10 protein-coding genes are annotated in these 13,126 nt (G+C 71.2%); 5 read left to right on the top strand and 5 right to left on the bottom strand.

Annotation, left to right across the window (positions count from 1 at the left end; translation table 11 throughout):
* On the bottom strand, positions 1-960 hold a 960-nt coding region (locus tag R6V09_RS30770; protein WP_317884727.1), incomplete at its 3' end, for an ABC transporter transmembrane domain-containing protein.
* A gap of 250 nt (positions 961-1,210) precedes the next feature.
* Here R6V09_RS30770 and R6V09_RS30765 point away from each other — a divergent pair.
* A complete protein-coding gene (locus tag R6V09_RS30765) occupies positions 1,211-1,921 on the top strand; it encodes a DUF6333 family protein (protein ID WP_317884726.1) in 711 nt (236 codons plus the stop codon).
* Between the two features lie 16 nt (positions 1,922-1,937).
* On the opposite strand, the gene R6V09_RS30760 is transcribed toward R6V09_RS30765, so the two are convergent.
* Both R6V09_RS30760 and R6V09_RS30755 read right to left on the bottom strand, forming a co-directional pair.
* Positions 1,938-3,797, bottom strand: coding sequence for an ABC transporter ATP-binding protein (locus R6V09_RS30760; protein WP_317884725.1), 1,860 nt, complete (start codon positions 3,795-3,797; stop codon positions 1,938-1,940).
* Positions 3,794-5,656 (bottom strand): ABC transporter ATP-binding protein, encoded by a 1,863-nt coding sequence (locus tag R6V09_RS30755; RefSeq protein ID WP_317884724.1) that lies wholly within the window; start codon positions 5,654-5,656, stop codon positions 3,794-3,796. The genes R6V09_RS30760 and R6V09_RS30755 overlap by 4 nt, the downstream gene beginning before the upstream one ends.
* Positions 5,657-5,840: 184 nt before the next feature.
* Between R6V09_RS30755 and R6V09_RS30750 the strand changes: the two genes are divergently transcribed.
* Genes R6V09_RS30750 through R6V09_RS30735 form a run of 4 tightly spaced genes read left to right on the top strand, consistent with a single transcriptional unit; the run spans position 5,841 to position 9,412 of the window.
* Positions 5,841-6,752, top strand: coding sequence for an ABC transporter ATP-binding protein (locus tag R6V09_RS30750; RefSeq protein WP_317884723.1), 912 nt, complete (start codon positions 5,841-5,843; stop codon positions 6,750-6,752).
* Complete coding sequence (locus R6V09_RS30745; protein WP_317884722.1) at positions 6,749-7,483, top strand: ABC transporter permease; 735 nt, start codon at positions 6,749-6,751, stop codon at positions 7,481-7,483. Before R6V09_RS30750 ends, R6V09_RS30745 begins: the two co-directional genes overlap by 4 nt.
* A gap of 26 nt (positions 7,484-7,509) precedes the next feature.
* Positions 7,510-8,775, top strand: a complete 1,266-nt coding sequence (locus R6V09_RS30740; protein WP_317884721.1) for a sensor histidine kinase — start codon at positions 7,510-7,512, stop codon at positions 8,773-8,775.
* Entirely contained in the window at positions 8,768-9,412 is a 645-nt protein-coding gene (locus R6V09_RS30735; protein WP_317884720.1) for a response regulator transcription factor, read from the top strand. The genes R6V09_RS30740 and R6V09_RS30735 overlap by 8 nt, the downstream gene beginning before the upstream one ends.
* Before the next feature lie 14 nt (positions 9,413-9,426).
* Here R6V09_RS30735 and R6V09_RS30730 read toward each other — a convergent pair whose 3' ends face one another.
* Positions 9,427-10,842, bottom strand: coding sequence for a sulfatase family protein (locus tag R6V09_RS30730; protein ID WP_317884719.1), 1,416 nt, complete (start codon positions 10,840-10,842; stop codon positions 9,427-9,429).
* Between the two features lie 125 nt (positions 10,843-10,967).
* Positions 10,968-13,126 (bottom strand): glycogen debranching protein GlgX (glgX, locus tag R6V09_RS30725; RefSeq protein WP_317884718.1); only part of this gene is annotated, 2,159 nt, incomplete at its 5' end.

Raw genomic sequence — 13,126 nt, 5'->3', positions numbered from 1 at the left:
CCGGCGCGCGGCCACCACGCCCCGGCTGAGGTCGTAGACCATCTGCACGAAGAAGGCCACCGGGCCCACCAGGACCGCGACATAGCCGTACACGGCCACCAACTCGCCCACGCTGAGCTGCCCTTGGGCCGCCAGCCGGGCCGCGAGCCAGGTCACCACGGCGAGGAACAGGGTCGGCAGCCCGACCCCGATCGCCTGCACCCAGCTGGCCACCGCGCCCACCCGGTAGCCCTGCGCCCGCAGCCGCTGCGAGTCACGCCGGAACGCGTCCGCGAACAGCCCTTTGCCACCAAGTCCGTTGAGGACACGCAGACCGCCCGCGAGATCGCCGATGCGCGCGGTCAGCACGCTCTGCCGCTCCCGGTACTCGGTCTCCACGCTCTGCAGCCGCAGCGTCAACGGGCCGGCGAGCAGCGCGATCACCGGCACGCCCAGCAGCACCACGACGGCCAGCGGCGCCGAGATCGAGAACAGCACCCCGGCGACCACGCCGTAGACCACCAGGGCACCGAACCCGGGCCCGATGACGGTCAGGCACTGGGCGATCGTCCACACGTCACCGACGCCGATCGTGATGACCTCGCCGGCCCGCGCCCGGCGCGACAGTACGGCGCCCAGCCGGACCGCCTGGCCCACGATCAGCTTCACCGTGCGGAAGTTGGCGTCCATCCGCACCCGGGTCATGGTGCGGTGGCGCATGATGCTCAGCCACGAGTTGACCGCCCCGACCACGAACAGTGCCCCGGTCCACCAGGCCAGCGTGCCCAGATGCCCCGGCACCAGGCCGTCGTCGACCGCCCGCGCCATCAGATACGGCGCCGCCGCCATCAGCACCATCCAGACGCTCGACAGCAGCGCCCCGGACACCGCCCGCCCCGGCTGCCGCATCACCAGCCACCACAGGAAGTGCCAGCCGCCCCGACAGTCGGGTGTCCCCGGATCCTCGTACGCGTCGATCATGTGCCTCCTTGCCCAGGCTGCTGAGCGCGGGCAGCCGTGAGCGATCCTGGTGTGGTTGGAGACCTCGAAGATTACCGAGCGTGAACGCGGTTGCCCATCGAATATCGGGCGCGAAGGGGCCGGTGCACAGGCTCTGCGCACCGGCCCCGACTGGGGTGGGATCGACGGGAGTTACCCGTGACCGGGTCGCCCCGCCTTCTCCACAGGATGCTCACAGTTGGGCGAGGGAGTGCGGCATACGCTCGGCGGCATGAGTCCCGTAACTCCCGGTACCCGGGTGGACCCCCGGCACAGCGGGAACGCCCAACTCGTCGTCGTCCAGCCCCCGTTCGGGCCCCCGCTCCGGCCCGGCGAACGGCCGCCCGCGATCGCCCACGACCCGGCGGCGGCCAGGACCGCCGTGCTCTCCCTGTCCTCCGTCGCGGCGATCCGCCGTGAAGACGCCCCGTCCCCACTGGAGCATCCGGGCAGCCCGGCCGACCGCGCGGAACTGGACGTCGTCCACGCGGCGGTCTGGGGCTCCACGCTGCGGATCAGCGACCCGGCGCTCGTCGAGGACGGTGTACTGAGCAGCGCCCTGGAGGACGAGTTCCGGGCCTGGTACAAGCGCTGCCCGGACGCCCGGATCTTCGCCGTCTGCGAACGCGACTTCGGCGCCGCCTACGTGAAGATCCTCGTCGCGGTGCCCGGCGCCCCCGAGCTGAGCGTCGAGGGCTTCGACGAACTGGACACCGCCGGCGACTGGCGCGCCACCCTGAGGGCCGTCGGCCTCGACCCCGAACTGCTGGGCAATGAGGGCGAGTTCGGTGACGAGGCGTTCCTGGACTACGACAGGCTCCTGCACGCACTCACCGGCGGTGCGCTGTCCGTCCACACCGACGAGGAGCGCCGGGAGTCGGCCTTCGTCGTCGAGCGCACCGAGGAGGGCGAGCAGGAGATCCGCGGGGTGTGGCTGTCCTGAACCCGGCCCGGAGCCCTCACGCCAGGCTGTCCCGCCACGCCCGGTGCAGATCCGAGAACCGGCCGGTGCCCGCGATGAGTTCGGCCGGGCTGCCGTCCTCCACGACCCGGCCGTGCTCCATGACCAGCACCCGGTCCGCGATCTCGACGGTGGACAGCCGGTGCGCGATCACCACCGCCGTACGGCCCCGCAGGACCGTCGACATGGCCCGCTGCACGGCCTGTTCGCCCGGGACATCCAGCGAGCTGGTCGCCTCGTCCAGGATCAGCACCGCCGGGTCGGCGAGCAACGCCCGTGCGAACGCCACCAGTTGACGCTGACCGGCCGAGATACGGCCGCCCCGTTTGCGTACGTCCGTGTCGTAGCCGTCGGGCAGCGCGCTGATGAAGTCGTGCGCGCCGATCGCCTTCGCGGCCCGCTCGATCTCCTCACGCGGCGCGTCCGGACGGCCGATCGCGATGTTCTCGGCGACCGTGCCGGAGAACAGGAACGCCTCCTGCGTCACCATCACCACCCCGCGCCGCAGTTCGGGCCCGGACAGCTCGCGCAGATCGACGCCGTCGAGCAGGACCCGCCCGTCCGAGGGGTCGTAGAAGCGGGCCAGCAGCTTGGCCAGGGTGGACTTGCCCGCGCCGGTGGAGCCGACCACGGCGACCGTCTGCCCGGCCGGGAGGGTGAGGTCGAAGACGGGCAGCACCTCGCCGCCGGTGCGGTAGCCGAAGCGGACCCCGTCGAAGACCACCTCACGGCCGGGCTGCTCCGACTCAAGTGCCGGGAGCTGTACGGCGGTCGAGGGCTCGGGGACCGACGGGGTCTGGGCCAGCAGGCCCGCGATCTTCTCCAGGGACGCGGCGGCCGACTGGTAGGAGTTGAGGAACATGCCGAGCCGGTCGATCGGATCGTACAGCCGTCGTAGATACAGCACCGCGGCGGCCAGCACGCCCAGTTCCAGCGTGCCGTCCGCGACCCGGCTCGCGCCCCACAGCACGATCACCGCGACCGCCGTGTTGGCGACCAGGCGGGAGCCCGTGACATAGCGGGCCATCTCCAACAGGGCGTCGCCATTGGAGCGTTCGTGCTGCTGGTTGAGGACCCCGAAGTCGGCGTCGTTCACCGCCTCGCGGCGGAACGCGCGCACCGGACGGATGCCGTTCATCGTCTCCACGAACTTCACGATCACCCGCGCGATCGCCGTGGACCGCACCGCGTACACCCGCACCGCGCGCCGCTGGTAGACCCGCACCAGCAGATACAACGGCACGAAGGACACCACCGCGACCGCGCCGAGCCCCAGGTCCAGCCAGAGCAGCATCGCCGAGATGTAGACGAACGACAGAATGACCGTGATCAGCTCCTGGAGGCCCTCGCTGAGCAGTTCGCGCAGCGCCTCGATGTCCGTGGTGGAACGGGAGATGAGCCGGCCGGACGTGTAGCGCTCGTGGAAGTCGATGCTGAGCGCCTGCGCGTGCCGGAAGATCCGGCCGCGCAGATCGAGCAGCACGTCCTGGTTGACGCGGGCGGAGGCGCCGATGAACGCGTACTGCAGCCCGCCGGAGAGCAGCGCGCACACCAGATAGCCGACCGCCACGGCGATAAGCGGCCCGTGGTCGTGGTGCCGGAAGGCGGGCACCGCCCGGTCGATGGCGTACGCCACCAGCAGCGGACCCACCTGCACCGCGGCCTGCTGGAGCAGCAGCAGGAGGGTGGTGACGGCCACCCGGGCCTTCATCGGGGCGAGCAGGGAGCGCAGCAGCGTGGTGGTCGCGCCCGGGGGAGTGGGCAGGACGTCGTGGTCGAAGGGGTCGCCCGCGGCGGGCGGGTGCGGGGGCTCTTCGTGGTCGTCGGTGGTGGGCGCCGATGTGGTGGGGGCGGTCATCGTTCGTCCTCCTGCTCCGGGATGGCCGACTGGACGCCCGACATCAGATGCGCGTACTCCGCGTTCGTACGCAGGAGTTCCTGGTGGGTGCCCACCGCCGTGATACGGCCGTCCGACAGCAGGGCCACGCGGTCGGCGAGCAGGACCGTGGACGGGCGGTGGGCCACGATCAACGCGGTTGTGTCCGCGAGGACTTGACGCAGGGCTGCCTCAACTGCGGCCTCCGTGTGGACGTCCAGTGCGGAGAGCGGGTCGTCCAGGACGAGGAAGCGGGGCTTGCCCACCACCGCCCTTGCCAGCGCGAGGCGTTGGCGCTGGCCGCCGGAGAGGCTCAGGCCCTGTTCACCGACCTTGGTGTCCGTGCCCTGGGGGAGCGCGTGCGCGAAGTCGGCCTGGGCCACGGCGAGCGCGCGCTCCAACTCGGGCTCACCCGCGTCGTCTTGGGCGCCCATGAGGACGTTCTCCCCGACGCTGGTCGAGAACAGGGTCGGTTCCTCGAAAGCCACGGCCACGAGTGCGCGCAGCGTTTGGCGGGGCATCGCGGTGATGTCCTGGCCGTCCAGTGTGATGTGGCCCGATGTCACCTCGTGGAGGCGGGGGACCAGTGCGGTGAGGGTGGTTTTGCCGGTGCCGGTGGCTCCGACCAGGGCCATGGATTCGCCGGGTCTGATGTGCAGGTCGATGCGGTCGAGGGTGGGTGGGGAATCCGGCGGGGCGTCGGGGTAGCGGAAGGAGACTGTGGAGAAACGGATGCCGTCGTTGTCGGGTGCACCGCCGTGGGGGCTGGGCGCGCCCCGCGGCGGAGCCGCAGATCGATACAGCCCCGCGCCCCTAAAGGGCGCCTCCTGCTCGGGCGTTGAATTCGTTTCCGGCGTTTCATCCATTACCTCGAAGTAGCGCTCCGTCGCCGTTGCCGCCTCCTGGCTCATTGCCAGGAGGAAGCCGATCGACTCCACGGGCCAGCGCAGGGCCAGTGCCGTGGAGAGGAAGGCCACCAGGGTGCCCGCCGACAGGTTTCCGTCCGCCACCTGCACCGTGCCCAGGACCAGCGTCGCGCCGAGCGCCAGCTCGGGGAGGGTGACGATGATGCCCCAGATCGTGGCGAGCAGGCGGGCCTTGTGCAGTTCGGTGCCGCGCAGCCTCCGCGACAGTTCACGGAAGGCCCGTGCCTGGCTGCGGTGCCGGCCGAAGCCCTTGATGATCCGGATGCCGAGGACGCTCTCCTCGACGACCGTCGTCAGATCGCCGACCTGGTCCTGCGCGAGCCGGGCCACATGCGCGTACCGCCGCTCGAAGATCACGCAGGTGACGATCACCGGTACGGCGGGCCCCAGGATCACCAGTCCCAGCGTCCAGTCCTGGAGCAGCATGATGGTCACGCCCACCAGGATCGTCACGCCGTTGACCAGCAGGAACGTCAGGGGGAAGGCGAGGAACATGCGCAGCAGCATGAGGTCGGTGGTGCCCCGGGAGAGGAGCTGGCCCGAGGGCCAGCGGTCGTGGAAGGCCACCGGGAGCCGTTGCAGATGCCGGTACAGATCCGCCCGCATCTCCGCCTCGACCCGCGACAACGGCCGCGCGACCAGCCAGCGCCGCAGCCCGAACAGGCCCGCCTCCGCGATGCCGAGCAGCAGCAGATACAGCGCCCCGAGCCACACGCCCGCCGTGTCCCGGTCGGCGACCGGTCCGTCCACCATCCACTTCAGGACGAGCGGGAACACCAGCCCCGTACAGGACGCGACGACGGCCACCCCGGCCGCGGCGAACAGCCGTACCCGCACGGGGCGGACGTACGGCCACAGCCGCGCGAGCGTACGGACGGCGGATCGGTCCTTGGTGGTTGCATGTGTCGTCGACATCACGGCCGAGCCTACGGACCACCACTGACAGCGCCCACCGAGTTTTGGCCGGACCTCAGTCCGCCGCTGGTCCTACGACCTGCGGGTCCGAGGGGGTCGTAGCAGGGCATCAACCGATCGGTTGATGTCCCTTCGAGCGCGATGGCCGATGTGCCGGACCCGGTGTTCCCGGGACCCTCGGAGCATGTCAGCCACACCCGTCATCGAAGTCACCGCACTGCGCAAGTCCTACGGCGGCCGGGCCGTCGTCGACGGTGTCTCGTTCGCCGTCGAGGAGGGCGAGATCTTCGGGATCCTCGGCCCGAACGGCGCGGGCAAGACCACCACCGTCGAGTGCGTCGAGGGACTGCGTGTCCCGGACGCGGGCCGCGTCCGCGTCACCGGCCTCGACCCCGTCGCCGACCACGAGCAGGTCGCCCGCGTTCTCGGCGCCCAACTCCAGGAGAGCGAGCTCCAGGCCAAGCTCACCGTCCGCGAGGCCCTGGAGCTGTACGCGTCCCTCTATCCGCACCCCGCCGACTGGCAGCCGCTGGCCGAACGCCTGGGCCTGACCGCCAAGTTGACCACCCGGTTCGCCAAGCTGTCCGGTGGCCAGAAGCAGCGGCTGTTCATCGCGCTCGCGCTGATCGGCAATCCCCGCGTCGTCGTCCTCGACGAACTCACCACCGGGCTCGACCCGCGCGCCCGCCGCGACACCTGGCAGCTCATCGAGGACGTCCGGGCGAGCGGGGTCACCGTCCTGCTCGTCACCCACTTCATGGAGGAGGCCCAGCGCCTCTGCGACCGGATCGCGGTGATCGACAAGGGCAAGGTGGCCGCCCTCGACACCCCGGACGGGCTGATCCGCCGCTCGGCGGGCTCCACGGTCATCAGCTTCACGCCCTCCGCGCCGCTCGACGACGGCGACCTGAACACGCTGCCCGCGCTCACCTCCGTGGCCCGCAAGGACGGCCGGATCACCCTCTCCGGCACCGACGAGACCGTCAACGCCGTCATCACCCTGCTCGCCAGGGGCCACATCACCGCCCACCAACTCCGGGTCTCCGACGCCACGTTGGACGACGCCTTCCTGGACCTGACGGAGGTCGCCCGATGAACACCGCAGTCCTGCGCACCGAGTTGCGCCTCTTCCGCCGCGAACCGGGCGCCCTCTTCTGGATCCTGGGCTTCCCCACCCTGCTGCTGGTGATCCTGGGCTCCATCCCGGGCTTCCGTCACCACGACGCCGACCTCGGCGGCCTGCGCACGATCGACGTGTACGTCCCGGTCGCCGTCCTGCTCGGCATGATCGTCGGCGCGCTTCAGTCGATGCCGCAGAACCTCACCGGCTACCGCGAACGCGGCATCCTGCGCCGCATGTCCGCCACCCCGGTCCGCCCGACCGCCCTGCTCTCCGCACAGATGGTCGTCTACGGCACGGCGGCCCTGGCCTCCGCCCTGTGCGCGCTGGTCGTCGGCCGCCTCGCCTTCGACGTACGCCTCCCGAAGCAGCCGTTCGGCTATCTCCTCGCCCTGCTCCTCGCGATCCTCGCCGCGCTCGCGCTGGGCGCGGTGGTCTCGGCGCTGTCGCGGACGACGAAGATCGCGGGCGCCATCGGGTCGGCCGTGTTCTTCCCGATGATGTTCTGCGCGGGCGTGTGGATCCCGGTGAACTCCATGCCGGACGTCATGGCCCGCATCGTCGGCTACACCCCGTTCGGCCCCGCCGCCGAGGCCCTGAACCGGGCGGCGGCCGGGAACTGGCCGGGCTGGGCCCACCTCGGCGTGCTGGTCGCCTGGACCGTGCTGCTGACCGCCGGCGCCTCGCGCTGGTTCCGCTGGGAGTAGGGGCGGCGGCCGTGCAGACTGGGGAGATGACCACCAGGGACCGGCAGATCGATCGCCGCTGGGAGCAGCTGCACACGTGGGGGCCGTACGGGCTGCTCGGTATCAGTGTCGTCCTCGCGCTCACCTCCGCCGGTCTGTTCGACTACACCACCGAGTGGTACGTCGCCTGGGCCCTGGCCGGCGCCGCGCTCGTCCTCCAGCTCTGGTGGCACGGCACCCGGGGCCGCCGCCCCGGCCGCGGCCGGATCCCGTCGCGGGCGGGGACCCTGTACTACGTCGTCCGCTGGGCCCTCGCCTTCGCCCTCACCTGGATCGACCCGTTCTTCGCGTTCTACGCCGCCGCCGGCTACATGGACGCCGACGAACTGATCCCCGGTAGGAACCGGCAGCGATTCGGACTGGTCGCGAGCTCGGTGACCGTGGCCGGTGCGCAGGCCGGCGGGATGCCGTTCGGGAGCGCGGTGCAGTGGATCCTCTTCCTCGCGCTCCTGGTCGCCATGTCCGCCCTCCAGATGGTGGTCGCCCATCTCCAGGAGGCGGAGACACGGCGCTCCCACGAACGCGGCGAGACCATCACCGAACTCGAACGCACCAACACCGCCCTCCAGCAGGCCCTCGACGAGAACGCCGCCCTGCACGCCCAACTCCTCGTCCAGGCAAGGGAGGCGGGGGTCGCCGACGAGCGCCGCCGGCTGGCCGCCGAGATCCACGACACCATCGCCCAGGGCCTGACCGGCATCATCGCCCAGCTCCAAGTCGTCGCCAACGCACCCGACTTGACGACCGCCCGCACCCACCTCGACCGTGCCTCCGAGCTCGCCCGGCACAGCCTCGGCGAGGCCCGCCGCTCCGTGCAGAACCTCGCGCCCGTCGCCCTGGAGCACGACGGACTGCCCGAGGCACTGAAGAACACGGTCGCCGAGTGGGGCGAACGCACCGGTGTCCGCGCCGAGTTCACCGTCACCGGCATCACCGAACAGCTCCACGACGAGGTCTCGGCCACCCTGCTGCGCATCGCTCAGGAGGCCCTGTCGAACGCGGCCCGGCACGCCCGGGCCACCCGGGTCGGCGTCACCCTCTCCTTCCTCGGCGAGGACGTCATCCTCGACATCCGCGACGACGGCCAGGGCTTCGACCCGCTCGCGCTGCCCGAACGCACCCGCACCGGCGGCTTCGGCCTCGACGGCATGCGCGCCCGCGCCGAGCGCATCGCGGGCACGCTCGCGGTCGAGTCCGAGCCCGGTCACGGCACGGCCCTGTCGGCTCGCGTACCGTTGGTCCGCCATGAGTGACGAGTCGCTGATCTCCCTGCTGATCGTGGACGACCATCCCGTCGTACGGGACGGTCTGCGCGGCATGTTCGAGTCCGCGCCCGGCTTCCGCGTCCTGGGCGAGGCGGCGAACGGCGTCGAGGCCGTGGAGCGGGCCGCCGCCCTCGACCCGGACGTGATCCTGATGGACCTGCGGATGCCGGACGGCGGGGGAGTCGACGCCATCCGGGAACTGACCCGCCGCGCCGCCCGTGCGAAGGTGCTCGTCCTGACCACGTACGACACCGACTCCGACACCCTGCCCGCGATCGAGGCGGGCGCGACCGGCTATCTGCTGAAGGACGCGCCCCGCGACGAGCTGTTCACCGCCGTCCGCGCGGCGGCGGAAGGCCGTACGGTCCTCTCTCCCGCCGTCGCCTCCCGCCTTGTCTCCGCGGTGCGCGGCCCCCAGGCCCCCGGCAACGAGCAGCTCTCCGCCCGCGAACGCGAAGTGCTGGCGCTCGTCGCCAAGGGCACCTCCAACCGCGAGATCGCCCGCGAACTCTTCATCAGCGAGGCGACCGTCAAGACCCATCTCACCCACCTGTACGGCAAGTTGGGCGTCAAGGACCGCGCGGCGGCGGTGGCGACGGCGTACGACCGGGGAATCCTCGGCTGATCCGGGCCCAGGTCCTAGGTCGTCGGGTACGGCAGCAGGCCGCCGGCTATCTCCTCCCAGGCCGCCTTCAGCTCGGCGAGCAACTCCGGCTTGTCGAGGGCGAGATCGGCCTGTTCACGCAGATCGGCACCGAGGTCGAAGAGGTGGTCGTCGCCGTCCTCGTCCTGGTAGTACTTCCAACCGCCGCGCCGCAGCGCCCGGTTGGCCTCCACCCGCCAGAACAGGTCCCGCTCGGGAAGCTCCTCGCCCCTCAGCAGATAGCCCGCCAGGCTCGTGCCGTCCAGCGGATACGCGGGGGCGGGACGGGCGCCGGCCAGCTCCAGGAAGGTCGCGGTCCAGTCGGGGGAGAAGTTCGGCTCGTGGCTGACCTGGTTGCCGTCGATCCGGTGCGGCCAGCGCACGATCGTCGGCACCCGGATGCCGCCCTCCTGGAGCACGAACTTCTCGCCGCTCAACGGCCAGAGGTAGGACCAGCGTTCACCGCCGTTGTCGCTGGCGAAGTACACCAGCGTGTGCTCCTCCTGCCCGGACCGGCGCAGCGCGGCCAGCACCTCACCGACGGCCGCGTCCATGCTCTGCACCATCTCCGTGTACTTGGCGACCGAGCCGCCGTCCCACTGGTTGAGGGCGTCGCTGATCTCCAGCTGGCTGGTGGCCGCCCGGATCTTCGCGGCGATCTCGGCGCCGGTCTCCGCGTCGCCCTCGGCGAGCCAGGGCCAGTGCGGGGTGGTGAAGTTGAGGTTCAGCAGCCACGGCTTGTCGTGCTCGCGGCCGACGTACTCCACCGCCCGCTCGGTCAGCACCTGGGTGTAGTAACGGAGGTCCTGGTAGGTGGCGTCGCCCTCGTAGAGGTCGTAGTCGCCGAGCTGGCCGAGTTTGGAGAAGTACTCCAGCACACCGCCGTGATTGCCGAAGAACTCGTCCCAACCCGACTTCGTGGGGCTGTACTGGGGCAGCCAGCCGCAGTGCCACTTGCCGATCATGGCGGTGGAGTAGCCCGCCTGTCTCAGCAGGGAGGCGAGGGTGGGGTGGCTGGGGTCGAGGCCCTGCGTCCGGTTGTTGATCGGCTCGGCCAGCCCGCCCGGCGTACGGCCGGGATAGCGCCCGGTGTACAGGCTGAACCGGGTCGGCGAGCAGGTCGCGGAGCCGGAGTAGGCGTCCGTGAAACGCAGCCCCTGCCGGGCCAGCCGGTCCAGGTTCGGCGTCTTGATGTGCGGGGCGCCGTACGAGGAGAGGTCGGCCCAGCCCAGGTCGTCGCCGAGGATGACGAGGAGGTTGGGGCGTCTGCCGGAGGCGGCGGGGCGGGCCTTGAAGGGGCGTTCGGCGGGGGCCTGTTCGGCGGCCTCGGCTGTGGCGGCCGTACCGGCGACGGCGGTGACGGCGCCGCCGCCGACGAGGCCGCCGAAGGCACGGCGGGTTAATTCGGGCATGCGGGGTCCTTTGGGGAGGCAGCGGAATCGGTGGGGGCGTGCCCTCCATGCGATCAGCCGGCCCGCCCCGTGCCCAGGCATCTGCCCGGGAGTTCACGGAGCTGAAACGTCGCCCCGGCCGCCCCTCAGCCGACCTTCAGCAACAGCACCGCCCGGGCCGGCACGGTGATCGCCGCCCCCGCCCGGTGCACCACCCCCGGCGCCTCCCCCTGCTCCTCCCGAGAGGTGTCGACGACCACCTCGTACCGCTCCGCCCACGGCGGCCCCGGCAGCACGAAACTCACCGGCCGGTCGCCCGCGTGCAGCACGGCGAGGAAGCTGTCGTCGAGGATCGGGTCGCCGCGTTCGTCACGGCCTGGGATGTCCCGCCCCGAGAGGTACATGCCCAGGGTGGCGGCGGGCGCGTACCAGTCCCGTTCCGTCATCTCCGTGCCGCGCGCGGTGAACCAGGCCAAGTCCCTTATGCCGTCCGCCGAATGGGCCCGCCCGGAGAAGAACGCCCGGCGGCGCAGCACCGGGTGGCGGTGGCGCAGGTCGATCAGCCGGGCGGTGAGGTCGGTCAGCGCCCGCCAACCCGGGTCGTCCCGCAGCCCCCAGTCCACCCAACTGATCTCGTTGTCCTGGCAGTAGGCGTTGTTGTTGCCCCGCTGCGTCCGCCCCAGCTCGTCGCCCGAGACCAGCATCGGCACCCCCGTGGAGAGGAGGAGCGTGGTGAGGAGATTCCTCAACTGCCGCCGTCGTAGCGCCATTACGCGCTCGTCGCCGGTCTCGCCCTCGACCCCGCAGTTCCAGGAACGGTTGTCGTCGGTGCCGTCCCGGTTGCCCTCGCCGTTGGCCTCGTTGTGCTTGCGCTCGTACGACACCATGTCCCGCAGCGTGTAACCGTCGTGCGCGGTGATGAAGTTGACCGAGGCGTAGGGGCGACGGCCGCCCCACGCGTACAGGTCGCTCGACCCCGACAGCCGGTACCCGAGATCCCTTACGTCAGGCAGCGCGCCCCGCCAGAAGTCCCGGACGGCGTTGCGATAGCGGTCGTTCCACTCCGTCCACAGAGGCGGGAAGGCGCCCACCTGGTAGCCGCCGGAGCCGACGTCCCAGGGCTCGGCGATCAGCTTCACCCGTCGTAGCACCGGGTCTTGAGCGATCACGGCGAGGAACGGGGACAGCATGTCGACGTCGTGCATCGAGCGGGCCAGCGCCGCCGCGAGGTCGAAGCGGAAACCGTCCACGCCCATCTCGGTGACCCAGTAGCGCAGGGAGTCGGTGATGAGCCGGAGCACGTGCGGCTGCACGACGTGCAGGGTGTTGCCGCAGCCCGTGTAGTCCGTGTAGCGGCGGGCGTCGCTCTGGAGGCGGTAGTAGCCGCGGTTGTCGACGCCCTTGAGGGAGAGCATCGGCCCCAACTCGCCCCCTTCCGCGGTGTGGTTGTAGACCACGTCGAGGATGACCTCGATACCGGCCGCGTGCAGCGCCCGCACCATCCGCTTGAACTCGCCGACCTGCTGACCCGCCGTGCCGGTCGCCGCGTAGGCCGCGTGCGGGGCGAAGTAGCCGATCGAGTTGTAACCCCAGTAGTTCTTCAGCCCCTTGCGCAGCAGATGGTCCTCGTGCGCGAACTGGTGGACGGGCAGCAGCTCCACGGCCGTCACGCCCAGCTTCACCAGGTGTTCGATCGCCGCCGGGTGCGCCAACCCGGCGTAGGTGCCCCGGAGTTCCTCGGGTATCCCGGGGTGCAGTTTGGTGAAGCCGCCCACGTGGAGTTCGTAGATCACCGAGTCCGCCCACGGTGTCTTCGGGCGGCGGTCGTCCATCCACTCGTCGTCGGTGGTGTCGTCGTGGACGACGACGCCCTTCGGGACGAACGGCGCCGAGTCCCGGTCGTCGCGCACGGTGTCCGCGACCTGCTGCTGCGGCCAGTCCCGGACATGCGCGTACACCTCGGGCGGCAGCCCGAACTCGCCGTCCACCGCCCGCGCGTACGGGTCGAGGAGCAGCTTCGCCGGATTCCAGCGGGCGCCGGTCCAGGGGTCCCAGCGGCCGTGCACCCGGAAGCCGTAGCGCTGCCCCGGCAGGACACCCGGCAGGAAGCCGTGCCAGATCTCGTGCGTCAGCTCGGTGAGCGGGACCTTGGTCTCCACACCCTCGGGGTCGAAGAGGCACAGCTCGACCGCCTCCGCACCCCCCGCCCACAGCGCGAAGTTGGTGCCCGCGACCCCGTCCGGGCCGACCCGGAACCGGGCCCCCAACGGCATCGACGCCCCCGGCCACACGGGCACGGCCGGTG

Source organism: Streptomyces sp. W16 (assembly GCF_033194735.1).
Lineage (GTDB): Bacteria > Actinomycetota > Actinomycetes > Streptomycetales > Streptomycetaceae > Streptomyces.
The sequence above is the reverse complement of the archived record's forward strand: the minus strand, read 5'-3'. Positions and strand labels throughout refer to the sequence as shown.

Excerpts from the sequence above, each read along its gene's own strand:
- R6V09_RS30765 (WP_317884726.1), top strand. The coding sequence starts at position 1,211 with ATGAGTCCCGTAACTCCCGGTACCCGGGTGGACCCCCGGCACAGCGGG.
- R6V09_RS30760 (WP_317884725.1), bottom strand. The coding sequence starts at position 3,797 with ATGACCGCCCCCACCACATCGGCGCCCACCACCGACGACCACGAAGAG.
- R6V09_RS30755 (WP_317884724.1), bottom strand. The coding sequence starts at position 5,656 with ATGTCGACGACACATGCAACCACCAAGGACCGATCCGCCGTCCGTACG.
- R6V09_RS30750 (WP_317884723.1), top strand. The coding sequence starts at position 5,841 with ATGTCAGCCACACCCGTCATCGAAGTCACCGCACTGCGCAAGTCCTAC.
- R6V09_RS30745 (WP_317884722.1), top strand. The coding sequence starts at position 6,749 with ATGAACACCGCAGTCCTGCGCACCGAGTTGCGCCTCTTCCGCCGCGAA.
- R6V09_RS30740 (WP_317884721.1), top strand. The coding sequence starts at position 7,510 with ATGACCACCAGGGACCGGCAGATCGATCGCCGCTGGGAGCAGCTGCAC.
- R6V09_RS30735 (WP_317884720.1), top strand. The coding sequence starts at position 8,768 with ATGAGTGACGAGTCGCTGATCTCCCTGCTGATCGTGGACGACCATCCC.
- R6V09_RS30730 (WP_317884719.1), bottom strand. The coding sequence starts at position 10,842 with ATGCCCGAATTAACCCGCCGTGCCTTCGGCGGCCTCGTCGGCGGCGGC.